Origin of the sequence: Pseudomonas sp. NPDC078700 (genome assembly GCF_044542375.1) — a bacterium.
Lineage (GTDB): Bacteria > Pseudomonadota > Gammaproteobacteria > Pseudomonadales > Pseudomonadaceae > Aquipseudomonas.
This window is the reverse complement of record NZ_JBITUI010000002.1, coordinates 719,991-744,226: the sequence shown is the minus strand read 5'-3', so window position 1 is coordinate 744,226 and position 24,236 is coordinate 719,991. Positions and strand designations below refer to the sequence as shown.

Here is a 24,236-nt window from a genome sequence, read left to right as displayed (position 1 = left end):
CGAGCTCAAGCGGGCCCACCCCCTTTTCGATTAATGCTTGTGCGCCTCGCCTGCAACTGGCGCATCCTTTTGCACATTCACTTGCACCTCAACATCACCGGCCTTTTCAAAGGTTAAGGTCATGGGGAAGTGCTCACCCGCTTTCATCTGCTGCTCCAGGCCAAACAACATCACGTGATAGCTTTTAGGCTCGAATCGAACCTGACCGCCAGCGGGAACATCGACGCCTTGAACTTGCTGCATCTTCATCACATCACCGGCCTTCACATGCTCATGCATCTCGGCTTTTTCGGCGACCGGCGTATGAACGGCAATTAAACGATCAGCTTCCTTGCCGTTATTATCCACCACAAAATAAGCAGCAGCGGTGGGCGCAACCGGCGGCATTTCGCGCGACCACGGGTGCTCGATGTGCAGGTTGCCCAGATCAAACTCGTGGGCATTGGCAACAACAGCAGAACTCATAAGCGCAGCGATCAACAGGATTTTATTTAACATTCAGGTTCTCCAGTGACAGTAAACAGGGCGAGCAGACCCGCCCTTTAAGACGTAGCACTTCAACTGGTCTGCAATTGAGCGCGACCTTGACGTCGGGTTAGCAACCAGTCGAGCGGCGCAACCAACAATAACGAAGCGCCAACCAAGGGGAATAAACAGCCTACCAGCAACATGATCACCACAGCACCGCGCCAAACCGGTAGATCGTGACGCAGTGGCGGCACGCCAAAACGACCCTGCGGACGGCGTTTCCACCACAATACCAAACCACTGACGCTGCTCAGCAGAATCATCAGGCACACCAGCAGCATAAGCAGTTGATTCGCCAAACCAAACATCTTGCCTTCGTGCAGCATGACTCCGGTTTCCACGGTTCTGGCGACCAGGCCGTAATCTTTCCAGCCAATATCTGCGAGGACCTTTCCACTGTATTGGTCGATATGCATCGTGGCATCGTTACGCGGGTCATCAGCAAACACAGCCACGGTGTACACCCCAAGCTCACCTTTAGGCAGGGTCACACTAAAACCAGGATTCACCCCACGCCCCTGCGCGCTATCGACCACCTGCTGCAAGGTCACCAACGCTGACGACTCAGATGACTGCATGTGCGCCATGCCTTTATGGGCGGCGTGAGGGTCAGATTCTGGCATTGGTGTAACTTCGGCGGCCCAAGGCACCGTCTGGCTGGTGCTGGTATTGAGGCTGCCGGCCAACTTGTCGGACTGCGGTACGTCATTCCACATCGCGGCGGGGAAGTGATTCCAAGCACCGGCGAATTTATCCCCCCAGAAGCCCGTCCAGGTCATGCCGGTCAGTAGCATAAACAGCAACAACAGCGATCCCCAGAAACCAACGACAGAATGAATGTCACGCCAAAACAGTCGACCACGATTTGCCAGGCGCGGCCAAAACAGTGCGGTTTTACTCGTTCCCCGCGGCCACCACAGGTACAAACCTGAAAGCACCAGGACAATTCCCCAACCAGCGGCCAGCTCCACCAAACGATCACCGACAGTGCCAATCATCAGCTCGCCATGCAGCTTGCGGGCGATGGCTTGCAAGTTATCTTCTGCGTCTTGGGTGCCGAGGATTTCACCGTTATATGGATTCACAAAGACATTGAGCGTGGCGTCTGCCGTGGCAACAACAAACTGCGCACTGCCTTGCTTATCCACGGGTGGCAGGTACTGGCTAATGCTGGCTTGAGGATAAGCCTGCTTGACCAATGCCATTTGCTGATCGGCGCTAATGCGCTGTTCAGCCACCGGTACCTGCAGCAGATCGCCGTACATCAGCGAATCCAGTTGCGGCTTGAACAGGTAAATAATCCCGGTGACCGAAAGCATGATCAAAAATGGGATAACCAACAATCCGGCATAAAAGTGCCAACGCCAAGCCAGGTTATAAAACGACGGTTTTGCCGAGTTTGCAGCCGTAACCGGCTGCCCAGAAATGCTTATATCGCCCATCACCTTTCCCCTACTCTTCAACATGCTTGCTCGCCCAAGCGATAGGCAAGCGCAAGCAAGTGCAATGCTAATGTTGTGATTGTGTCCGCTGGAGCAAACCAAACGGCAGGTATTGATGTTTAAGCGAGGAAAGGTGAGGCGCGAGGGTTCGCCGATGGCCATAAATAACGCACTGGCCGGCCCATTAAGGGCGGCGGCACGACTAATTTACGCCGAGGGCTGAAGAATAAACCAAGTATGCCGAAGAAGGCCGCAAGCGTGATGCCGACAAATGCCGAGCCCATAAAACAACCGAAACCGGTTGCTGGGTTAAACAATGGCGTGCCTGAACCGGCAATGTCCAACGGGCCATTGCTAGTGCTTTGAGCAGAACAGTACACGCCGTCGATGCCGCTTAGCTGCAAGCCAGTGGTCTGGCCATGGCTAATACTGCAGGCGAGCGCACTGAAAAGGATACTGGCATATAGCACCCATGCAATCAGCGAACGATCAGCTCTGGTCATTTTCATCGCGGGCGACTCTATCACGAAGCGTTCAGGGCATCTGTGCGGATACCTGATACATTTTGACGCATGGATAAGCTTAATCGGCCCAAGGCGCTTTCGCCAGTAACTCAGCGCAGCGTTCCTGAACAAACTCGCGTAATAAATGCACCGGCTTACTCAGTTGTGAGCGATGGGCGCAGATTAGATTAAGCGGCGTCAGCTCCCCGAGGTAGTCAGGCATCAGCACTCGCAAGCGCCCTGCCTGAACATCGCCTGCAACATCCAGCCAAGACTTATAGACCAAGCCTTGACCTGCAACCGCCCAGCGGCGCACCACGTCGGCATCATCACTCTGACGGTCGCCCTGGACCGTAATGCTTTGCTGGCGCTTACCCATACTGAATTGCCAGCGCTCATGCATGCGGCCACTGAGCATGTACAACAGGCAATTATGCTCGGTTAACTGCTCGAGGGTTTGTGGCTCTCCATGACGCGCAATATAGGCCGGGGACGCGCATAGCACCCGGCGGTTAGCGGAGGCAACAGGCAAGGCAACCAGGGTTGAATCCTCTGGCGCGCCATAGCGCAATGCGATATCCACCGGCTCACGGAAAAGATCAGTGATGCGATCCCCCAGCAGCAGGCGCATCTGCAGTTGAGGATGGGCCTGCTGAAACTCATCAAGCCAGGGAAGCAAGGTGTTGCGACCAAAGTCAGAAGGCGCGCAAAGCTGCATCAAACCACTAATGCCCACTTTGTTACCGGCCAATTGCAAACGACCTGCTTCAATGTTCTGTAACGCCTGACGGGCATGACCAAGAAAAGCCTGCCCTTGGGCAGTCAACCGCAAGCTGCGGGTAGAACGGGCAAATAAGCGCGCATCAAGTTGTTGCTCGAGTCGCTTCAACGCCGCACTGGCAACAGCTGGAGAGATATCAAGCACACGTGCAGCGGCGGACAGACTGCCTGTTTCAGCGGTGCGAACAAACAACTGTAAGTCATCGAAACGGAGCATTTACACGGCCTATTATCAAAATAATATTGAAATAGACTTTAGTTTCTCTGGGTTTTTCTAAAGGATCAATTAATTCAGCATGGCTCCATCACGGGTCAACCACTCTACACATTGAGGCTTTAACCATGAGCACAGCTCTGACATTAGTCGCCACCATCACTGCAATTGCCCAACATCAAGCGGCTGTGCAAACCCACTTGCGCACACTGGTTGCTGCCAGCCGTGAAGAAGCCGCCTGCATTCAATACGACCTGCACCAAGAGCAGGATGCACCGCATGTATTTATCATGATTGAGCAATGGCGCGATGCGGCCGCCCTTGCCGAACACAAACAAACCGCCCACTACCAAGCATTCACGAATACCTGCGGCCCACTGCTGCAGGGCGTTGAGCTTAAGCTCATGACAAAAATTGCCTAACCCGCTATCGACTAAGGAGCCCTCCATGAAAGCTGTTGCTTACTACCAGTCATTACCGGCTGACAATCAACAATCACTGGTTGATATCGAACTTGAAGCGCCAACACCCGGCCCGCGGGACGTACTGGTTGAGGTCAAGGCCATTTCAGTCAACCCGGTGGACACCAAGATCCGCAGAAATGTCGCCCCGGAAAATGATCAGGCCAAAGTACTTGGCTGGGATGCCGCAGGCATTGTCAAAGCAGTCGGCGCTGAGGTCAGCCTGTTCAAGCCCGGCGACGAAGTGTTTTATGCCGGTGCGATCAACCGTGCCGGAGCCAACAGTGAGCTGCATATTGTTGATGAACGTATTGTCGGGCACAAACCCAAGAGCTTGGCTTTCGCCGAAGCGGCGGCAATGCCATTAACCACAATTACTGCATGGGAATTATTGTTTGACCGCCTGCAGGTTGCCCAAGGCAAGATGGATCAAGGCCAGAGCCTGCTGATTGTTGGTGGCGCTGGCGGGGTTGGCTCGATGTTGATCCAGCTCGCTCGTAAACTCACTGGCCTGACCGTAATTGCCACTGCTTCCCGGCCGGAAACCGAAGCCTGGGTGCGTGAGCTTGGCGCACATCATGTGCTCGACCATAGCAAACCACTGCATCAGGAGCTGCAACGTGTGGGCCTTGAGAGTGTCACCCATGTTGCAAGCCTGACTCAGACTGACCAACACTTTGCCCAGTTGGTTGAATCACTCGCACCGCAAGGTCGTCTGGCCTTGATCGACGATCCGGTTGAGCCGCTGGACATCATGCAACTCAAGCGCAAAAGCCTGTCACTGCACTGGGAGCTGATGTTCACCCGCTCACTGTTTGGTACGGCCGATATGATCGAACAAGGCCGCCTGCTCAATAAGGTCTCAGAGTTGGTTGATACCCATGTAGTCAAAACCACATTGGGTGAACATTTCGGCCAGATCAATGCTGAAAACCTGCGCCGCGCACATGCACTTCTAGAGTCAGGCAGCGCCAAGGGCAAGATCGTTCTTGAGGGCTTCTAGGCCCGTTCAAGCCAGCAAACCATTGGCTCGTAGAGCACAATGAAACCTTCAAACCGGTGGCTTCTAGCTGCCGGTTTTTTACGTTTGTGTGGCTTAAAGCAGATAAGCCCAAACCCGCAGAAACATTCCGAAATATGGATTTTAACCACTAATCGCGAAATTGATTTGTGTCAGTGAAAATTCATATTCGGGGTCTAAACTGGCTTGACCACTCATAGGAGGCGAACCAAATGAACATCCGGATTAGCCCACTAAGTAAAGCCCAAGGCTCACGTTGGCAAGTCAGTTTTGCAGGTCAACAGGTGTCATTCGCCAGTGAGGCCGAGGCGCGTAGTTTCGTCTCAACCCTGCAAGCACGCCTGCAAGCGCCCCACCATCTACCCACAGAAGCACAGCGCCTGGCAGGCTAGAGCACACCAAGGTGAATACGCTTCACCTTGTCGCACCCGAGGAACGGCTGCCAGAAAGGTTGGTAAAAAATACCAAGCTGCGCGCACTTATATGGCCGGATAACCTGCGCGGCGTTCAGCCCACACGGTAAAGCGTGAACAAACCGCCGCGAGCAGCGCGCAACCAAAAATCACTAAAGCCATTGGCCATGCAGTGCCATTATGCAGGTAGCTGACCAGGGCTGCGGCACTGGCTGCAATCGAGAACTGCAAACTGCCCAACAGCGCTGAGGCACTGCCGGCATGGCGCCCTTGACCTGCCATGGCACAGGCTGAAGCGTTGGGTAGCAACACGCCCAAACTGGCAATACAGCCAAATAGCGGAATGAGCAACGGCCACAAATGCGCAGGCTTGTTCAGCGCAATGGTCAGCAGTGCTGCGCCGCATGCTAGATAAAACCAGACAATTCGACGCAACCAGAAACTGGGGCCATGTCTTGCGACCAACCAGGCATTGACTTGCGCCATCAGAATAAAACCGGCGGCATTACTGCCAAAGACCCAGCCGTAGTGCTCCGCAGGCACACCATAAAGCTCAATAAAGACAAAGGGTGAGCCAGCGATATAGGCAAACATACCCGCTACAGCCAGACCGCCCGTCAGTGCATGGCCGATAAATGGCCAGTCAGAAAACAAGCGCAGATAAGCCCTGGGCGCACCCAGCAGCGGCGGCCCGGGGACAGTGGTATCCAAGGTTTCCGGCAGACCGCGCCAAACAGCAATTGTGCACAACACACTGAAAATAGTCAGGCACACAAAAATTGATTGCCAGCCAAATGTCCCCAGCAACATACCGCCAAACACCGGAGCAAGAATCGGCGCCAGGCCCATCACCAGCATTAACTGCGAGAATACTTTGGCCGAAGCAATAGGGTCACAGAGGTCGCGCACCACGGCCCGCGAAATAACCATACCGGCACAACCGCCTAGTGCTTGAACAAACCGCGCCGCAATCAGCCACTCAAGACTGGGTGCCAATGCACATGCAAGCGAGCCCAATGCAAACAGAATCACGCCGACCAGCAATGGCTTGCGTCGTCCAAATCGATCCGCCAATGGACCGTAAGCTAATTGACCAATGGCCAAGCCTAGAAAGTACACCGCCAGCGATTGCTGTACATGCTCGACATCGGTGGCAAACGCACTGGCAATGGCTGGGAAGCTGGGCAAATAAAAGTCGATCGCTAAGGGCCCAAAAGCACTTAGGGAGCCGAGAATGAGTAAGGTTGATAATTTCATCAGAGTCTCTGCCAAGCACCTAAATTAAACATAAATATGCCACAAACGACAACGCCGCCACTCTTGCGAATGACGGCGTTGGTATTGCTCAGACGTTAAACCGAGTCGCTGTGCGCGGGCAGGTCTTTATCGTCTTTCTTGCTTTTTTTGCCGATCTTCTCGCCAAGCGATTCAACCAGCATAAAGAACATCGGGATCATGAAAGTCGCCAGCAGCGTTGCCGCCAGCATACCGCCGATTACACCCGTACCAATCGAGTGACGGCTGGCAGAACCAGCACCACTGCTGATCGCCAATGGCACAACACCGAGGATGAACGCCAACGAGGTCATCACGATTGGACGGAAACGCAAGCGCGCGGCCTCTAGCGCTGACTCGAAGATGCCCATGCCGTCTTTACGCAGCATCACCGCGAACTCAACAATCAGAATCGCGTTCTTCGCCGCCAGACCAATCAGGGTAATCAGGCCAACCTGGAAGTACACATCGTTCTCAATGCCGCGCAGCCAAACAGCGAGAATGGCACCGAATACCGCAAAGGGTACAGCGGTGACTACCGCCAGCGGCAAGGTCCAGCGCTCGTACTGAGCAGCCAGAATCAGGAACACCATGATCAGGCCGAAGACAAACGCCATGCTGCCCGAGCCCTGAGTCTCCAGTTCCTGGTAAGCCGAGCCGGTCCAACCGATGCTGTAGTCGCTGCCGAGTACTTCATTAGCAACTTCCTGAATCGCTTGCAACGACTGACCCGAGCTATAGCCGGGCGCAGGCCCACCGAGGATTTTCGCCGATGGATAGACGTTGAAGCGCGCATAGGTGTCTGGGCCAAGAATACGTTCAACCTTGACCAAGGACGCCAGTGAAACCAGATCCCCAGATGCCGAGCGCACATAGACTTGTGACAAGTCAGATGGCTTACGGCGGAACTCAGGCTCTGATTGCAAACTCACCTGCCAGGTACGGCCATAGAGGTTGAAGTCGTTGACGTAGTAGCTGCCGAAAGTCGACTGCATCGCGGTAAACACATCGCTGATCGCAACCCCGAGCGAACGGGCTTTGGTGCGATCCAGGTCAATGTAGTACTGCGGCACATCGGCGTTGAAGGTGGTCTGTAAACCCGCCAGTTCAGGACGCTTACGTGCGGCGTCGAGGAACTCCTGAACCTTGGTCGAGAGCTGCTCAGTGGTGCCGCCGCTACGGTCCTGAATATAACCTTCAAAACCACCAGTGGTGCTCATACCGGTAATCGGTGGCGGGTTAAAGGTCATCACCACGCCGTCTTTCTGCGACGCGCCCATGCCCATGAACTCTTGGGTCAGGTTGCGTGCATCCAGTTCAGGGGTTTTGCGCTCGCTCCAGTCTTTCAACGGAACAAAAGACACACCGGCGTTACTGCGAGTACCGAAGGTCAAAATGTCGAAACCGGCAAAGGTCACCACATCTTCAACCGCTGGGTGCTTCATCAACTGCTGGGTCACGTCACCGGTCAGCTTCTCGGTACGGGTCAGCGATGCTGCTGGCGGCAAGAAGTAGGCATTGATCACATAGCCCTGGTCTTCGTCAGGTACCAAGGAGCTAGGTACACGGCCAAACAACAGCACCATCAGCACGATCATGCCGCCAAACAGCAGCAAGCCGATGGCCGAGCGCTTGAGGAAGAAGCGTACACCCGAGGTATAACCGCTGGTGAACTTATCAAAGCCACGGTTAAACCAGCGGAACGGCGCGGCGGGCTCTTGATGACCTGGCTTGAGCAACAAGGCGCAGAGCGCCGGGCTCAAGGTCAAGGCGACGATACCCGAGATCACCACCGATACGGCAATGGTGACCGCAAACTGTTTATACATCTCCCCCGCAAGTCCGCCGAGGAAGCCCACGGGTACGAACACCGCACACAGTACCAGGACGATAGCGACGATCGGTCCCGTCACCTCCTCCATGGCTTTGATAGTGGCTTCTTTCGGACCAATCTTGTCGGTGGCCATCACCCGCTCGACGTTCTCCAGTACCACAATCGCATCGTCCACCACGATACCGATTGCCAGCACCAAGCCGAACAGGGTCAGCAGGTTGATCGAGAAGCCCAGGGCGTACATACCGGCAAAGGTACCGATCAGGGACACTGGAATAGCCAGTACCGGAATCAGCGTTGCGCGCCAGTTCTGCAGGAAGATGAACACCACCAGAATAACCAGAACCAATGCTTCGAAGAAGGTGTGGATTACTTCTTCAATCGATACTTTTACGAACTTGGTGGTGTCATACGGAATCTTGTATGTCACACCGTCCGGGAAGTTCTTCGATACACGCTCCATGGTCGCCTGAACCGCCTCAGCAGTGTCCAGTGCGTTAGCCCCCGGTTGCAGGTAAACACCGAATGCAGCGTTTTGCTGACCGTTCATGGAGGTCATCAGGGAGTAGTCTTGAGCCCCCAGTTCAACGCGCGCAACGTCTTTCAAACGCAGGCTGGCACCTGTCGCATCAGAGCGCAGAATGACGTTATCAAACTCTTCAGGCGTGGAAAAACGCCCTTGAGTGGTCACGGTATAGGTGAAATCCTGCTCTTTCTTCAGCGGTTGCTGACCAAAGCTACCCGCCGCGAACTGCGAGTTTTGTTCACGGATCGCATTGACCACATCCGTCGGCGTCAGGTTGAACTGAGCCAACTTGTCCGGCCGCAGCCAGATACGCATCGAGTAGTCTTTGGAGCCAAACTGGCTGACGTCACCCACACCCGGTAAGCGCTTGAGCTCATCGATCACGTTAATCAGTGCATAGTTACTGATAAACACCGGATCACGTGAGTCGTCCGGGGAGAACAGGGTCACCACCTGAAGGATGTCAGAAGACTTCTTCTCGACCTTAACGCCCTGACGACGAACCTCTTCAGGCAGTTTGGCCAGAGCGGCTTGTACCCGGTTGTTGACGTCAATGGTGGCTTGGTCAGGGTCACTGCCGACTTTAAAATAAATCGACAAACTCATGGTGTTACCACCAGAGTTCGACTGCTGGTAAATCATGCCCTCAACGCCGTTGATCTCTTGTTCGAGCGGCGCAGCTACTGTCTCAGCAATAACCTGCGCGCTCGCCCCTGAGTAGGTTGCGGTCACCGACACCTGTGGCGGTAGAATTTGTGGGTATTGGGCGATAGGCAAAGACCGCATGGCCATGAGGCCGGCGAGCACTATCACCACCGAAATAACCGTTGAGAAAACCGGCCGTTCAATAAAGAAACGAGAAATCACTCAGATACTCCTCAGGACTTCTTGTCAGCGGCGGGCGCTTGCGACGCGACTTTAACCGGTGTATCCGGACGAACTTTAGTCAGGCCTTCAACAATGACCTTATCGCCCTCGCTGATGCCTGACGAAATCACCCAGCGACCATTTGAAGTGCGCCCAGTGGTGACTTGACGAACCCGTGCAACGCCTTTGTCATCAACCACATAGACAAATGTGCCCTTAGGACCTTGCGCAACTGCCCGCTCAGCAACAGTGAGGGCCTTTGGCAGCGAAATCCCTTTGATCTGCACACGAACGAACTGCCCCGGAAGCAAGGTTTGCTTCGGGTTTGGCACCACGGCGCGGGTGCTTACAGTGCCGGTACTGCGGTCGATCAAGCTGTCGGTAAAGTTGACCTTGCCCTCTAACGGGTAGGTAGAGCCATCACCGTAGGTAATACCAACACGGACTGCGTCGCCATCGAGTACCAAGGAGCCATCAGCCAAACCATTGCGCATGCTTTCGACATCGCTGTCAGGGGCGGCAAAGTTGACGTAGATCGGGTCCAGTTGGGTAATCTTGGTTAGCAAGCTGGCGTTCGGATCACCGGCGACCATCAAGCTACCTTCAGACACGGTTTCCTTACTGGTGATGCCGGAAATTGGCGCGGTAACTGTGGTGTAGTCGAAGTCGATCTGCTTGGACTGCACTTCCGCTTTTGCTGCCTGAATATTGGCTTTGCTTTGCTCGAAGTTGGAGACGGCATTGTCCAGCTCACTTTCACTGGCAAAGCCTTTCTTTTGCAGCTCGCGGATACGGCGCAGATCGCGCTCTGTCTGGCGATAACGCGCCTGCTCTTGGGCCAAAGCCCCTTTTGCGCGAGCCAGAGCAGCTTGGTAGGTGCGTGAGTCAATGCGGAACATCAACTGACCTTGTTTAACGCTGCTGCCTTCCAGGTAGGTACGTTCCTGCAGAATTCCGCTCACTTGGGCGCGCACTTCAATTTCACGGAAACCGGCAGTCCGCGCTGGATACTCCAGCATCAGCGGCAGTGGCGCTACTTTTACTGTTTCAACTGAAACTTCAGGTGCGGGTGGTGCATCTTCGGCACGCAGGGGTGCGCTCAAGGTGCAAAAAACCATAAATCCCAGGGCAACCGGGAACGAACGTGCAAAAAACATAGGTGTCTCCGAGACAACGCAGCGCGCAAACAAAGGCGAGAATGCTAATTACATACAGGTGTGTTTGTAAATAGAACTATGCAGCTAATTTATCTACAATCATTTCCATAACCTGAGCCTAGCTATAAATAACTAATCCGACATGCGCCGAACCAAAGAAGAAGCTGAAAAAACCCGTGCCGCCATTCTACTGGCAGCCGAAACGCTGTTCCTCGAACATGGGGTGGCCAAAACCAGCCTTGAGCACATTGCCAGACACGCCGGCGTAACCCGTGGCGCGGTCTATTGGCACTTCGAGAATAAAGCCCATTTGTTTCATGAAATGCTCAACCAGGTACGTTTACCAATTGAGCAACTTACCGAGCAGTTGTGCATTGGCTTTGAAAACAACCCAACACTGGCACTTTGTGAACTTTGCGTTGAAGTGCTCCAGAGCTTAGCCCTTGATCAACAAAAGCAGCGTATTTTTACGATTTTGTTACATCGTTGCGAGCTGACTGAAGAATTGCAGGAGGCCCTTGACCGCCATACCGAGTTCGTCAATCAGTTCATTTCATTATGTGAGCAATATTTTAGCCAAGATCCTGTTTCAGTGCATTTACAGCCAGGTATGACGCCGCGACTCGCAGCCAGAGCACTTAATGCCCTGATAGTCGGCCTACTCAGCGACTGGCTGCGCGACCCGACTTTGCTGGTGCCCGAGCAAGATATCAGACCGATTTTCGCCGCCTTTTTCAATGGCCTGCTCAAGCAACCGGCTTAAACCAATTGCGTCGGTTCCGGCCGATTCAATCCAGGGCACCCCGCAGGCGGATGCCCTAACAAGGCGCAGGGCTCAACTGATCTGCTTGTGATCTATGGCTTTTTCCGCGGGGCCATCTTTCTTGGCCTCACGGCGCTGGTTCATCCATTGGCCAACCTGACTGGCGAACTCGTTTGGCACTGCACGCCCAACACGTTTGGCCATATCGAGAATTGTTTGCGCCTTCAGGGCCTCCTCCATACGTTTCTGTGCCGTCAGCATGACCCCATGAACGGTACAGGTACCGGCCTGCGCCCAGCTCGGTGGTGAACCCTCGAACAACGCGCAGCGGCTGCGAATTTCCCGGCAGTCAAAAATATCCTTGCGCCCATCAATCGCGATCACGATATCCAGCACACTGATTGCGTCTGCTCCACGCGCCAGCTTAAAGCCGCCTTTAACCCCTTCGGTCGAGACCACCAATCCAGCCTTGGCCAGTTTGGTAAACACCTTGGCCAAGTACTCCTGCGGCACCCCTTGCAGCTCAGCAAGGTCACGCACACTGGCCTCACGGGGGCGGCCTTGCTCATCCACTAAAAACAGCAGGCAATGAATACCGTACTCAACGCCCGCACTGTAAAAAGACATCACAATCTCCGACTAATCTGGTCGCAAATCTAACAAATCGCCGTGACAGCAACAAGCAAAGCGGATGTGCGGCAACCCGCAAACAATTTTTTCTGTCGTTCGCGTGATTCTTTGCAGGCTAGGCAATCCCTGGCCGTTGCCTGTCTGTGCACACCTATTTCGCCCCTTGACCGGGCACTAACCAGACAAAAGGCACCAAGGAATACTTGCCGAAATAAACTACGATCAATATAGTCGTAGTTATCGAGCGCTGATTACAGATCTTTTACGGATCGCAATTATCAGCGATCCGCTTTGACCAACCGGAGCGGCTTGAAGCCGCTCCAGCGCAGTTTTTTGAACTTACCTATCTTTTGGAGTTAGCCATGAAACAACAGATTTTGATCCTGGGTGCCGGCTTTTCGGGCATGTGGAGTGCATTGAGCGCAGCGCGCTTGTTGGATATGCATAATCGCAGCGACGTGGCCGTCAGCGTACTTGCGCCTCAAGCCGAACTGCGTGTGCGTCCGCGCTTCTATGAACCTGAAGTGCACAGCATGAAAGCACCACTGGCTGAACTTTTTGCGGCCGTTGGTGTGACCTTCATCAAAGGCGCAGCGCAAAGCATAGACACCACGAATAAATGCATCGGCTACACCGACGGCCATGGCCAACACAACCAAATCCGCTATGACCGGCTAATCCTGGCAACCGGCAGCAGCGTTGCCCGGCCAGCGCTACCCGGGGTGAACGAGTTTGCATTCGATGTTGATCAGATTGAGCAAGCGCAAAAGCTGGAGTCGCATATCAAGGCACTGGCGCAGTTGCCAGACAGTGAAGCGCGCAACACCGTGGTTGTCGCCGGTGGCGGCTTCACTGGAATTGAAACAGCAACCGAAATGCCTGCACGCTTGCGCGCTGCGCTGGGTGCCGATGCTAAAACCCGGGTCATCATTGTTGATCGCGGCCAAACGATTGGCGCAGCACTGGGAGAAAACATCAGCCCGATCATTGCCCAAGCCACTGACGAGCTCGGCGTTGAGTGGCTGCTAGACACGGCGGTAACGGGTATCGACGCCGAGGGCGTGAGTCTATCCAACGGGCAGCGTATCGCGGCCAAAACAGTGGTCTGGACTGTTGGTGTTCGGGCCAGCGCCCTGGCCGAGCAAATCGAGGGTGAGCGTGATAACCATGGCCGCCTGCACGTCGACGCGAACCTCAAGGTCATTGGTCAAACCGATATTTTTGCCACAGGCGATGTGGCCTACGCGGCCACCGACGATCAAGGAAACTTCGCCCTGATGACCTGCCAGCATGCGATTGCACTCGGCCGCAGCGCAGGTAATAACACGGCTGCGAGCCTGCTCGATGTCGCCCCAATTCCGTACCGTCAGGAGAAGTACGTCACCTGCCTGGACCTTGGACAATGGGGCGCGGTGTATACCGAAGGTTGGGACCGCCAAGTCAAGCTGGTTAAAGAAGAAGGCAAGCAGCTTAAAACCCAAATCAATACCCAGTGGATTTACCCACCCGCAGCAGATCGCGCGACCGCCTTGGCAGCGGCAGACCCACTGATTCCAGTGGTTGCCTGATAAAACCTGGGGGCACGCTTGGCGTTGCCCCTGCCTCTAACCGTGCTACTGCGCTTGCGCGGGGTAGCCTGCCTTATTGATTAGCGCAGTCAATTGCGCTGCATCCAATACACTGCTCACCCTGACTTCAGCTGCGCCTAGATCGACCTCGACCTGAGCCTGCGCATCGGCAGCTTGAATCGCCTGAGCGACAGTTTTTACACAATGCCCACAACTCATCCCCTCGACTTTGAATACGTGCATGCTCGACCTCCAAAAGTGAACAATAAAGGGCGGTATTTGCCCGGTTGAGTGAGTATCAAGCTTCCTATGCTGGGAAGGTCAACCCCTTGCGGCTATGCTATTGAGCAACGTCCGGCAACGCCAAACTACCCTGCTCCGCTCCTGACTCTGGGGATTAACATGCGTCGATTAGCCATACCCTTGATTTGCAGTGCCCTCGCAGCCAGCTGCTTAACCAGCGCTGTGCAGGCCGCTGACTATGGCCTCGATGAGGGCTATGCGGTTTTAATTATTTCTCGTGAGCGTCTGCAAGTGTCTACCCAATGTGAGATTGGCCTGTATTTGCAAGACGAACTGACCGCCCGCTTGGATCAAGGTCAGTCCGCCTCATTTAATTTGCCACCGGGCGTCGTCACTGTTCGCCTAGCAACCGTGGGCAACAAAACCTGCCAACCGGGCATTAACCAACTGGATGGCCAGCAGCTAACGCTCAGCGCTGGGGTTATCAGCCGCTACCGCATCAGCCAAACCAACGCCGGTTATAAACTGATTCCTGCGCCGCCCATAAATTAAACCCGCGCTCAGCCAAATCGCCCAAACACTTGACCTTCCCCAGATGGCAAGGTTGATCATGTCGGTGAACTTCAAGGAGATCGCCCCATGTCTGCCACTCGCACATTTGACCTACCCATCGCCGGCATGACCTGCGCCAGCTGTGCCGGACGTGTAGAGCGTGCCTTGCGCCAATTGCCTGAGGTCAGCGCCGCCAACGTTAACCTGGCCACCGAACAAGCCCGCATTCAAGCCCCGCCAGATAGCGTGGCCAAGCTGGTCGCCACTATTCAAGACGCGGGTTATGAAGTCCCTGGCGAGCGCGTAGAAATGGCGATTCAAGGCATGACCTGCGCCAGTTGTACAGGTCGTATCGAGCGAGCACTGGCAAAGCAACCGGGGGTATTGGAGGTCAGCGTCAACCTTGCCACCGAGCAGGCACAACTTAGGGTTGCCCAAGGTACCGATGCTAAAACCCTGCTCAGCGCCGTCAGCGAGGCCGGTTACAGCGCGACGTTATTAACAGAGCAGACGGATCAACCAGACAATGCCGAAAAAAGCCTTCAACGTGAACGTTGGTTAGTCATCACCGCGCTGGTGCTGGCTGCGCCGCTAGTGCTGCCCATGTTACTGGCACCCTTTGGGGTGCATTGGATGCTTCCGGCTTGGGCACAGTTTGTGATCGCCACGCCGGTGCAATTTATCCTGGGTGCACGTTTTTATCGCGCAGCCTGGAAGGCGCTGCGCGCAGGTGCTGGCAATATGGATCAACTGGTAGCCATTGGCACCAGTGCTGGCTACGGTTTGAGTGTTTACCAGTGGCTGGTCACGCCAACCGGGCAAACCCCGCACCTTTACTTTGAAGCGTCGGCGGTCATTATCGCCCTGATTATGCTCGGCAAATACATGGAAAGCCGGGCCAAGCGCCAAACCACAAGCGCCATTCGTGCCCTGCAAGCACTGCGCCCCGATCAGGCACTGCGCCTGAAAGACGGCGAGGAGCAATTGGTTGCATTAAGCGAACTCACTTTGGGCGATCAGGTGGTGGTCAAACCGGGTGAACGCTTCCCGGTGGATGGCAAGGTGATTGAAGGTCAGAGCCATGCCGATGAAGCCTTGATCAGCGGCGAAAGCGTCCCGCAGGCCAAACAACCGGGCGACTCAGTCACCGCGGGGGCGATTAACGGCGAGGGACGCCTGTTAATCGAAACGACGGCTCTGGGCAGCGAGACCGTACTGGCGAAGATCATTCGCTTGGTCGAAGACGCACAGGCGGCCAAAGCGCCTATTCAAAAGCTGGTAGACAAAGTCAGCCAGGTATTTGTGCCCGCCGTTCTAGCCATTGCCTTGATCACCCTGATTGGCTGGCTAATAGCAGGCGTGGGGATGCAAGTTGCCCTGCTCAACGCCGTGGCGGTATTGGTGATTGCCTGCCCCTGTGCGCTGGGTTTGGCAACCCCCACGGCGATTATGGCGGGTACTGGCGTCGCAGCGCGCCACGGTATTTTGATCAAGGATGCCGAAGCCCTGGAGGTTGCGCACAAGGTCAATATTGTCGCCTTCGACAAGACGGGCACCCTCACCTCCGGCACACCGCAAATCGCTGACATGCAAGCCGTTGATGGCGATACCAAGCAACTGCTGCAACTGGCGGGCAGTTTGCAGCGCGGCAGCGAACACCCACTGGCAAAAGCGGTGCTCGATGCCTGCGCCGAACAAGGTATTGCGCCTGCGCAGGCCATCTCCAGTAAAGCACTGAGCGGCCGGGGTATTGCTGGGCAAGTCGGTGAGCGCAGCCTGGCCCTGGGCAATCGACGCATGCTTGATGAGCATGATTTAAACCCGGCTGACTTAGCGGCCAAGGCCGAGGAACTCGAAGCACAAGGACGCACCTTGTCCTGGTTGATCGAACAAAAGCCTCAGCCGCAGATACTCGGCTTATTTGCCTTTGGCGACACGCTCAAGGTCGGTGCTCAAGAGGCCATCAGCCGTTTGCGAGCGCTGGATATCGAAGCGCACCTGATCAGTGGTGATAACCGTGGCAGCGTCGAGAAAGTTGCCCGTGAGCTGGCAATCGATTCGACCCACGCCAATGTATTGCCCGCTGATAAAGCGGCGATCATCAATGAGTTGAAGAAACACGGCGTGGTCGCCATGGTCGGCGATGGCATTAATGATGCACCTGCTCTAGCCTCGGCGGATGTAGGTATCGCCATGGGCGGCGGTACTGATGTTGCCATGCATGCAGCGGGTATCACCTTGATGCGTGGCGACCCGCGCTTGGTGGCTGCTGCGCTGGATATCAGCAACCGCACCTTCAACAAGATTCGCCAGAACCTGTTTTGGGCTTTTGCATACAACATGGTGGGCATCCCCTTAGCGGCCTTGGGTTACTTGAGCCCGATGGTGGCTGGTGCCGCCATGGCGCTATCCAGTGTTAGCGTCGTGGCCAATGCGTTGCTGTTAAAACGCTGGAAACCCTCTGAGTAAGGGCTACAACTGCTGCACTGAGTCGTTATTAGCGGCGCAATTACTGAGCAACCCTTGTGAATGGAGACCTGAAGTGAATATTGGCCAAGCGGCGAAGAAAACGGGGCTTAGCGCGAAGATGATTCGCTATTACGAGTCGATCGACCTGCTCCCCGAAGCTGGGCGCAGTGACAGTGGCTATCGCATTTACAGTGCACAAGATCTGCATCGCCTGGCCTTTATCAAACGGGCCAGAGACTTGGGCTTTTCATTAGCGGAAGTCGCCAAGCTACTGGCCCTGTGGCAAGACCGAGCGCGCGCCAGTGCTGATGTGAAGAAACTGGCGGGTGAGCACATTGCGCAGCTCAATCAAAAAATCGCTGAACTGACGGGCTTGCGCGATACCCTGCAAGAGCTGAGTGATCACTGCCACGGCGACCACCGGCCAGACTGCCCGATCATTAAAGCCCTAGAGCCGAGCGCTACATAGAACTTATAGGGTGCGGCAACGCGTAGCTCGTCCGTTACCAATACCCCAGAACTTTCCACCAAAACGCGCCCACGCCTGCCCAGATCACCAAATTGGCGACGCTCATAACAAGCCCGGCTATCCACCAGCGCCCGAGCGTCACGTAACCCGAGCCGAATACGATTGGCGCAGTTCCGGTGGCATAGTGAGTCAGCGACATCATCAGTGATGACGAGAACGCCAAGATCAACGCCAACAGCAATGGCGGCGCGCCCAAGGCGATCCCTGCGGCCAGAAATGCTGCGTACATCGCGGTGATATGCGCAGTGGTGCTGGCAAAGAAGTAATGTGAGTAAAAATACACCAGCACCAGCATGGCAATCACCCCGGCCCAGCCCAAGCCGAACGAACCAATTTCCTGTTGGATAACCCCTGAGAACCAGCCGATCAGGCCCAGCTTTCCAAGAAAGCTGGCCATCATGACCAATGCAGCAAACCAGGTAATGGTGTCCCAGGCGGTCTTTTCCTTGAGAATGTCCTCCCAGGTTAAAACGCCGGTCACCAGCAGGATCGAAAGCCCCAAAAGAGCAACCGTGGTGGCATCGAACTTCCATGCATCGCCAAAAAGCATGGCGGGCACCCCTGCCCACAGCAACAGCAGCAAGGCAAACACGCCAAGCATGATCTGTTCTGGCCGTTTAAAACCACCCAGCTCTTCGAGCTTTTGTTTGGCGAACAACGTGGCATTCGGGGTTTGCTTGAGTGAGGGAGGGAAGCAGACATAGAGAATCAGCGGCATCAGTAAAATCGCGACCAACCCCGGCAACAGAGCGGCCAACGCCCACATCGCCCAGGAAATTTCGATGTGGCTCCCAGTGCCTTTAGCGATCAGGCTGACAATCAAGGGGTTAGGTGCTGTAGCGGTAATAAACATCGCCGAGGTAATAGGGTTGGCGTTGTAGTTGACCAAGGCCAAATACTCGCCCACTTTCTTTTCGGTACCCTGCTCCGCCGAGGAACCAAAGCTACTGGCAATGGCACGCATGATTGGATGCATAATAGCGCCGCCTCGCGCCGTATTGCTGGGCGTGATGGGTGCCAGGGTCAATTCCGAGAGCGCCAGTGCGTAGCCGATACCCAAGGTTCGCTTACCGAATATCGAGATAAAGTAATAGGCAATGCGGTTACCCAGCCCCGTCTTGATCAGCCCCCGCGAGATCATGATGGCGATACCAATCAGCCAGATCAGCGAGTTAGAAAACCCGCTCAAAGCATCCTTGATGGCAACGCTCGGCTTATCGCTGGTCACACCGGTAATGGCCACCAACATGATGCCAATCATCGCCAGCGCGCCTATCGGCATTGCTTTGCCGATGATACCGGCAATAGTGCCAATAAAGATCGCCAGCAAATGCCACGCCTCAGGTGTTACGCCTTGGGGAACTGGAATAACAAACCAGATCAGTAAAGCAATGGCCAAGGCAATTAACGCCGGTATTGGTTTCATGGGTTTTCCTTAACGAGTCGGGCAAATACCTGTACTACCCGTCAAAATATAGCTGCTGAGCCCAAGTCCGCTGTCACAAAACCGATTACGCGCCTTGGCAAAGTAAATCAATTATCAGCACTTTTGCTGACCCCCTTACTGCTCCAGGTCAACGGTGTCGCCCGCTAGGGCAATGATTTCATCACTTTCATTTGACGAATTCTTAACCGATAGCGCAGCACACTTAATCCTGAGCAAGTTGCTCAGGATTAAGTGAGTCTGTGTAATGTGGCGTCTATTAAGTCTATGTATCCTCGCGGGGCTGGTTGGCTGCCAATCAACCCGTGAAGCCTTGCTTGAGCAAAACTACCCTCCCGCCTATGCCGACGGTTTTGCCCAAGGCTGCAACAGTGGCCATCAAGCTGGCGGCTCGATCAACGGCAGCTTCAAGAAGGACGTACCGCGCTATCTGAACGAAGCCCTGTACAGCGCCGGCTGGGATGATGGTTTCCGCCAATGCCAAGCCATGCAACAAAACGACGAGCAACGCGACTGGCAGGCCTACATCAAGGATGAACGCGAGCAAGACTGGCAGCGGCATAAAGATCAGGCAATGGCACAAGCGCTGCGTAAGCATTAACAAAGATGGGTGGCGAGGCTTTTGAAACGGCCTATGATTAACCCATACCCATGCTCGCCTGAAGGATCGTATGCGCAGACTCTTACCGATCAGCATGTTGCTAACACTAATTGTCATTAACGATGCCCATGCCGCAGAAATACCCGAGGCGGCGCAAACCTGCGTTGCTTGCCACGGCGCTGATGGTCAAGGAACACCGCAAGCGCCCAAGCTCGCCGGACTTTCGAGTCGTTATATGAACGCTCAAATCGAGCACTTTATTTCGGGTGATCGCAACAATGTGATCATGACGCTTATGGCGCAAAGCTTGGTTGACCTCAATGTTCGCCAACAAGCCTTGGACTATTACGCCGCGCAAGGCACCACACCGACGCTACAAAAACGCGGCGATGTGCTTAATCAATCCGGTGCAGAAAAACTGTATTACCAAGGTGACCTGCATCGCTCATTGCCTGCGTGCTATAGCTGTCATGGTCCATCGGCGGTTGGTGGCGAACACTTTCCACGCTTAGCCGGCCAACAGAGCAGCTATCTCAAAGAACAGCTGATCGCATGGCAAAAGAATGAGCGCAAGGGAGACCCGGACAACACCATGGGTCACATCGCCGGTAAGCTCAAAGACACCGAAATTCAAGCCTTGGCTGACTACCTGTCAGCCATCAAGTAAGGGATCAACCTATGCCTATAAACAAAGCGTGGCTGTTCCTGTTACTGGTTGGCAGCAGCGCTGCCAACGCTGAAGGCTTAATCGCTGACATGCAGGATGAAATCCCAGCACAACAAAAAGCAGCCAATGTTCATTACTTCGAACCCCGCGACCTGAGCACCATTCCTAAAGACGCCTTTGGTGACAAAGTCCGCAAAGGCTACGAGCTTTTCGTCAACACTCAGCAACTCAGCGGCAAGTACGTCGGCAATCAACTCAACTGCACCAACTGCCACTTGGATGCAGGCAGCAAAGCCTATGCATCACCAATGTGGGCAGCGTTTCTGGCGTACCCTGAGTTTCGCAAGAAGAACAACAAAATCAGCAGCTTTGCCGAGCGCATTCAAGGCTGCTTCAGTTTTTCAATGAACGGCAAAGCACCTGAAATTGACTCGCCCGAGTTAGTCGCCATGTCGGCTTACTCCTACTGGCTGCTAATGGGCGGGCTGCTCGACATGTTCGGCATGCAAGATAAAGCTGTGCCCGAACTGAGTGACAAAGCCTTGCAGCAAGGTGGCAACGTAGACACATTCAAACTACCCGGGCCGTTGACTGACAAAGTCAAACTTGATGCCCGAGGGCATATGCCTGGGCGTGCATTTGCTACTCTGGAAAAGCCCGCAGAGGCCCCGTCACCTGAACGTGGTGCCAAGGTCTACAGCGAGCATTGCGCGCTATGTCACGGCGCTGAGGGGCAAGGCACGGTGATGGCTGATGTGCCAGTAATTCCAGCATTGTGGGGAGCTCAGTCGTTTAACTGGGGGGCAGGCATGCACCGGGTCAACACCGCCGCGACCTTCATCTTCGAGAACATGCCCCTGGGCAAAGCTGTACAGCTTAAACCCCAGCAAGCCTGGGATGTCGCGGCCTATATGAATAGCCGTGAACGCCCACAAGACCCACGATTTAAAGACGATGTAGCGACCACAGCAAAACAGTTTCACGCCGACGATGACGGCTATTACGGAAAAGAAGTGGATGGCAGCACATTGGGCAGCGCGGCATTCCCGGCAACCACGGTGAAATAAACCTTAGTGCTGACTGAAAATGCCGGATCGCAAAGCAGTTCCGGCATTTTTTATAGCTAGAAAAGTTCGTTGCAAGGCCGTCAGCTACGCCGACTTGAGCGTGAGCGCAGCTTGTAGCGATCGCCCGGATGAATCAGCCGAGCGTAGCTGATCAGGTGTTCATCCGACCAGGTGCGGCGAACCATGCTTAGGCATGGCGCACAGGTGTCGATATCCAGCCACTGCGCGGTTTGACTGTCGACCAGCAAGGCTTCAACTACATGTTCCACATCGGATATCGGGCAGTTGGCGACCAGCACTTCGTTGGGGGTCTTTTGCGAGAAGTCAGTCTCCAGGTAATCCGGCACCCAGCGCGGGTTAACAAAACGATCCTCGAGCTGAATCGGTACGCCGCTTTCACGGTGCACCAATATTGTGTGAAACACCTCAGTGCCCAGTCGCACGCCCAAGCGCAGCGCCACTTCATCATCTGCTTCTATTGCCTCACAGCGGATCACGTCATTGCTGTAAGCATGGCCACGGCTGATGACTTCGGTGGCGATATTCAAGACTTCATGCAGCGAGGATTCGGCCTTACGGTCGGTCACAAAAGTACCCAGCCCGGCCTGACGAATCAGATAACCTTTTTGCACCAAATCACGAATGGCCTTGTTCGCCGTCATGCGGCTCACGCCAAAGTCACGGGCCAATTGCTCTTCAGGAGGGATCTGGTGATGAACGGGGTATGCACCGCTGCTAATGCGCTCTAGCAGGTGTTCTTCAATGACACGATAACGTGGGGTCGTGCTGGCCACGTAAATTCCTTTGTGTGGGTGCGACGCACTAATAATACAGGCCGCGGCAGATTTGGACGAGCAACAAGCACCGCTTCGTGGGAGAACGGCCAATTTCCCACGCCATGGCAGGCAAGCTTCGCATTGCCACACCCGACAACAGCCACCACCGAGCCCATACGGCTGACGCCCTCGGGTGGTCGAGGCCATTTTCGGCCACCATTAACGGCCACAAACACCTGCAACCTTTAAAACCATGGTGGGCAAGCTTCGCGTTGCCGCACCCTACAAAAGCCACCATCGAGACTCAGATGCTGACCCTAACGTAGGGTGGTCGACGCTCTTTTCGGCCACCATTAACCTTAACCGTGCGACGGCAATACCTTCGCAGGTATTAAGCCGGACAGCACACGCTGCTTAAGCAACTCATCTGCTGCGGCGATATCCGGTGCGAAGAAGCGATCCTCTACATAATATGGCACCACATCACGCAGGACCTTACGCGCCTGCTCCAGCACCTCAGAGCTTTTCAGGCCTGAGCGAAAATCCAAGCCCTGACAAGCCCCCAACCACTCAACGGCCAGTACGCCACGGGTATTGGCCGCCATTTCCCACAAGCGTTTGCCTGCTGCGGGTGCCATCGACACGTGGTCTTCTTGGTTTGCCGAAGTTGGCAAGCTGTCGACACTGTGCGGATGGGCCAATGCCTTATTCTCACTGGCAAGTGCGGCAGCAGTCACCTGCGCGATCATAAAGCCTGAGTTCACCCCGCCATTGGCCACCAGAAATGGTGGCAGCTGCGACATGTGTTTATCCATCATCAGCGAGATACGTCTTTCACTGAGCGCGCCGATTTCAGCTATCGCCAAAGCCAGATTGTCTGCTGCCATCGCCACAGGCTCAGCATGGAAGTTACCGCCCGAGATCACGTCGCCCTCAGCGGCGAACACCAGCGGGTTATCCGAAACAGCGTTAGCCTCAATCGCGAGTACCTCGGCGGCTTGGCGCAACTGCGTCAGGCAAGCCCCCATCACCTGTGGCTGACAACGCAGTGAATAGGGGTCCTGTACTTTGTCACAGTCCTCATGGGAGCGGCCTACTTCGCTGCTTGCTTCAAGCAGATAACGATAGACCGCTGCGGCATCAATCTGCCCGCGCTGACCGCGCGCGTCGTGAATACGTGCATCAAAGGGCGAGCGAGAACCGAGCATGGCCTCAACGCTCAACGCCCCACAGACCGAGGCGGCGGCGTACAAATCTTCGGCTTCAAACAGACCACGCAGCGCATAAGCAGTGGAAACCTGAGTGCCATTAAGCAATGCCAGCCCTTCTTTTGCCGCCAGCGTCAGTGGCTCCAGCCCAGCAATTGCCAGTGCTCCTTTGGCCGGCAGCCATTCGCCGCGATGACGCGCCTGGCTTTCACCCAGCAACAGCAAAGACATATGGGCTAAAGGTGCCAAATCGCCTGATGCACCCACTGACCCCTTAAGCGGGATATGCGGGTAAACCTCGGCATTGATCAAGGCTAACAAGGCATCAATAACCTCGCGACGAATACCCGAGAAACCACGGGACAAGCTGTTGACCTTGAGCAGCATGATCAAACGCACCATGGCGTCATCCAGCGGCTCGCCAATACCGGCAGCGTGGGACAGCACAAGCGAACGCTGCAGGTTTTCCAGGTCATCGGTGGCGATACGCGTCTGCGCCAGCAAACCAAAACCAGTGTTGATTCCGTATGCGGTACGACCTTGGTCAAGAATTCCCTGCACACAGGCAACGCTATTTTCGATGCCTTGGTCAGCACTGCTATCAAGCTCAATCTGTTGGGCTTGCTGATAAAAACTGCGCAGCTGGGTTAGGTTTAAACGGCCCGGTATCAAGTTCAAAACAGACATAATGGTCTCAA

The 24,236-nt window shown here is 55.0% G+C and carries 23 protein-coding genes; 11 read left to right on the top strand and 12 right to left on the bottom strand.

All coding sequences use genetic code 11. The features are described 5' to 3' along the window. Positions 1-30: 30 nt before the first annotated feature. The 4 genes from ACIGCM_RS09200 to ACIGCM_RS09185 form a co-directional block, all read right to left on the bottom strand. Positions 31-498, bottom strand: coding sequence for a copper chaperone PCu(A)C (locus ACIGCM_RS09200; RefSeq protein WP_397501736.1), 468 nt, complete (start codon positions 496-498; stop codon positions 31-33). A 59-nt stretch (positions 499-557) separates the two neighbouring features. Then, on the bottom strand, positions 558-1,970 hold the full coding sequence (locus tag ACIGCM_RS09195; protein ID WP_397501735.1) for a PepSY-associated TM helix domain-containing protein: 1,413 nt from the start codon (positions 1,968-1,970) through the stop codon (positions 558-560). A gap of 119 nt (positions 1,971-2,089) precedes the next feature. Then, positions 2,090-2,479: a DUF2946 family protein gene (locus ACIGCM_RS09190; protein WP_397501734.1), complete on the bottom strand. Its 390-nt coding sequence runs from the start codon at positions 2,477-2,479 to the stop codon at positions 2,090-2,092. A gap of 73 nt (positions 2,480-2,552) precedes the next feature. After that, positions 2,553-3,470 carry a LysR family transcriptional regulator gene (locus tag ACIGCM_RS09185; RefSeq protein ID WP_397501733.1) on the bottom strand — a complete coding sequence of 306 codons (918 nt, stop codon included), beginning with the start codon at positions 3,468-3,470 and terminating at the stop codon, positions 2,553-2,555. A 125-nt stretch (positions 3,471-3,595) separates the two neighbouring features. Between ACIGCM_RS09185 and ACIGCM_RS09180 the strand changes: the two genes are divergently transcribed. The 3 genes from ACIGCM_RS09180 to ACIGCM_RS09170 all read left to right on the top strand — a co-directional run bounded on the left by ACIGCM_RS09180 (position 3,596) and on the right by ACIGCM_RS09170 (position 5,341). After that, positions 3,596-3,889 carry a putative quinol monooxygenase gene (locus ACIGCM_RS09180; protein WP_397501732.1) on the top strand — a complete coding sequence of 98 codons (294 nt, stop codon included), beginning with the start codon at positions 3,596-3,598 and terminating at the stop codon, positions 3,887-3,889. Positions 3,890-3,914: 25 nt separating this feature from the next. Beyond that, positions 3,915-4,931: a zinc-binding alcohol dehydrogenase family protein gene (locus ACIGCM_RS09175; RefSeq protein WP_397501731.1), complete on the top strand. Its 1,017-nt coding sequence runs from the start codon at positions 3,915-3,917 to the stop codon at positions 4,929-4,931. A gap of 230 nt (positions 4,932-5,161) precedes the next feature. Beyond that, a complete protein-coding gene (locus ACIGCM_RS09170; protein WP_397501730.1) occupies positions 5,162-5,341 on the top strand; it encodes a hypothetical protein in 180 nt (59 codons plus the stop codon). Between the two features lie 87 nt (positions 5,342-5,428). Here ACIGCM_RS09170 and ACIGCM_RS09165 read toward each other — a convergent pair whose 3' ends face one another. From ACIGCM_RS09165 to ACIGCM_RS09155, 3 genes are all read right to left on the bottom strand, one after another. After that, entirely contained in the window at positions 5,429-6,619 is a 1,191-nt protein-coding gene (locus ACIGCM_RS09165) for a multidrug effflux MFS transporter (RefSeq protein ID WP_397501729.1), read from the bottom strand. 95 nt (positions 6,620-6,714) lie between these two features. After that, a complete protein-coding gene (locus ACIGCM_RS09160) occupies positions 6,715-9,864 on the bottom strand; it encodes an efflux RND transporter permease subunit (protein WP_397501728.1) in 3,150 nt (1,049 codons plus the stop codon). 11 nt (positions 9,865-9,875) lie between these two features. After that, positions 9,876-11,021 (bottom strand): efflux RND transporter periplasmic adaptor subunit, encoded by a 1,146-nt coding sequence (locus ACIGCM_RS09155; protein ID WP_397501727.1) that lies wholly within the window; start codon positions 11,019-11,021, stop codon positions 9,876-9,878. Between the two features lie 142 nt (positions 11,022-11,163). On the opposite strand from ACIGCM_RS09155, the gene ACIGCM_RS09150 reads away from it, so the two are divergent. Continuing rightward, positions 11,164-11,784, top strand: a complete 621-nt coding sequence (locus tag ACIGCM_RS09150) for a TetR family transcriptional regulator (protein ID WP_397501726.1) — start codon at positions 11,164-11,166, stop codon at positions 11,782-11,784. A gap of 72 nt (positions 11,785-11,856) precedes the next feature. Here the strand turns inward: ACIGCM_RS09150 and ACIGCM_RS09145 are convergent, their stop codons facing one another. Beyond that, the gene (locus ACIGCM_RS09145; protein WP_397501725.1) at positions 11,857-12,411 is read right to left on the bottom strand and encodes an RrF2 family transcriptional regulator; all 555 of its coding nucleotides are present in this window, start codon (positions 12,409-12,411) and stop codon (positions 11,857-11,859) included. 365 nt (positions 12,412-12,776) lie between these two features. On the opposite strand from ACIGCM_RS09145, the gene ACIGCM_RS09140 reads away from it, so the two are divergent. Further along, positions 12,777-13,982, top strand: a complete 1,206-nt coding sequence (locus tag ACIGCM_RS09140; protein ID WP_397501724.1) for an NAD(P)/FAD-dependent oxidoreductase — start codon at positions 12,777-12,779, stop codon at positions 13,980-13,982. A 45-nt stretch (positions 13,983-14,027) separates the two neighbouring features. Here ACIGCM_RS09140 and ACIGCM_RS09135 read toward each other — a convergent pair whose 3' ends face one another. Further along, complete coding sequence (locus ACIGCM_RS09135; RefSeq protein ID WP_397501723.1) at positions 14,028-14,225, bottom strand: heavy-metal-associated domain-containing protein; 198 nt, start codon at positions 14,223-14,225, stop codon at positions 14,028-14,030. 159 nt (positions 14,226-14,384) lie between these two features. Here ACIGCM_RS09135 and ACIGCM_RS09130 point away from each other — a divergent pair, with 159 nt between their 5' ends. The 3 genes from ACIGCM_RS09130 (at position 14,385) to cueR (ending at position 17,715) form a co-directional block, all read left to right on the top strand. Next, entirely contained in the window at positions 14,385-14,777 is a 393-nt protein-coding gene (locus ACIGCM_RS09130; RefSeq protein WP_397501722.1) for a hypothetical protein, read from the top strand. Between the two features lie 87 nt (positions 14,778-14,864). Beyond that, a complete protein-coding gene (locus ACIGCM_RS09125; protein ID WP_397501721.1) occupies positions 14,865-17,246 on the top strand; it encodes a heavy metal translocating P-type ATPase in 2,382 nt (793 codons plus the stop codon). A 73-nt stretch (positions 17,247-17,319) separates the two neighbouring features. Next, on the top strand, positions 17,320-17,715 hold the full coding sequence (gene cueR / locus ACIGCM_RS09120) for a Cu(I)-responsive transcriptional regulator (protein ID WP_397501720.1): 396 nt from the start codon (positions 17,320-17,322) through the stop codon (positions 17,713-17,715). Between the two features lie 34 nt (positions 17,716-17,749). Here the strand turns inward: cueR and ACIGCM_RS09115 are convergent, their stop codons facing one another. Next, on the bottom strand, positions 17,750-19,201 hold the full coding sequence (locus tag ACIGCM_RS09115) for a DASS family sodium-coupled anion symporter (RefSeq protein WP_397501719.1): 1,452 nt from the start codon (positions 19,199-19,201) through the stop codon (positions 17,750-17,752). A gap of 265 nt (positions 19,202-19,466) precedes the next feature. Between ACIGCM_RS09115 and ACIGCM_RS09110 the strand changes: the two genes are divergently transcribed. The 3 genes from ACIGCM_RS09110 (at position 19,467) to ACIGCM_RS09100 (ending at position 21,554) form a co-directional block, all read left to right on the top strand. Beyond that, positions 19,467-19,820, top strand: a complete 354-nt coding sequence (locus ACIGCM_RS09110) for a hypothetical protein (RefSeq protein WP_397501718.1) — start codon at positions 19,467-19,469, stop codon at positions 19,818-19,820. A 70-nt stretch (positions 19,821-19,890) separates the two neighbouring features. Next, positions 19,891-20,487 carry a c-type cytochrome gene (locus ACIGCM_RS09105; protein WP_397501717.1) on the top strand — a complete coding sequence of 199 codons (597 nt, stop codon included), beginning with the start codon at positions 19,891-19,893 and terminating at the stop codon, positions 20,485-20,487. Positions 20,488-20,498: 11 nt separating this feature from the next. After that, positions 20,499-21,554, top strand: a complete 1,056-nt coding sequence (locus tag ACIGCM_RS09100; protein WP_397501716.1) for a c-type cytochrome — start codon at positions 20,499-20,501, stop codon at positions 21,552-21,554. Positions 21,555-21,634: 80 nt separating this feature from the next. On the opposite strand, the gene hutC is transcribed toward ACIGCM_RS09100, so the two are convergent. Together hutC and hutH are read right to left on the bottom strand one after the other, a co-directional pair. After that, positions 21,635-22,348 carry a histidine utilization repressor gene (hutC, locus tag ACIGCM_RS09095; protein WP_397501715.1) on the bottom strand — a complete coding sequence of 238 codons (714 nt, stop codon included), beginning with the start codon at positions 22,346-22,348 and terminating at the stop codon, positions 21,635-21,637. A gap of 341 nt (positions 22,349-22,689) precedes the next feature. Continuing rightward, entirely contained in the window at positions 22,690-24,225 is a 1,536-nt protein-coding gene (gene hutH / locus ACIGCM_RS09090) for a histidine ammonia-lyase (protein ID WP_397501714.1), read from the bottom strand. Between the last annotated feature and the right edge of the window lie 11 nt (positions 24,226-24,236).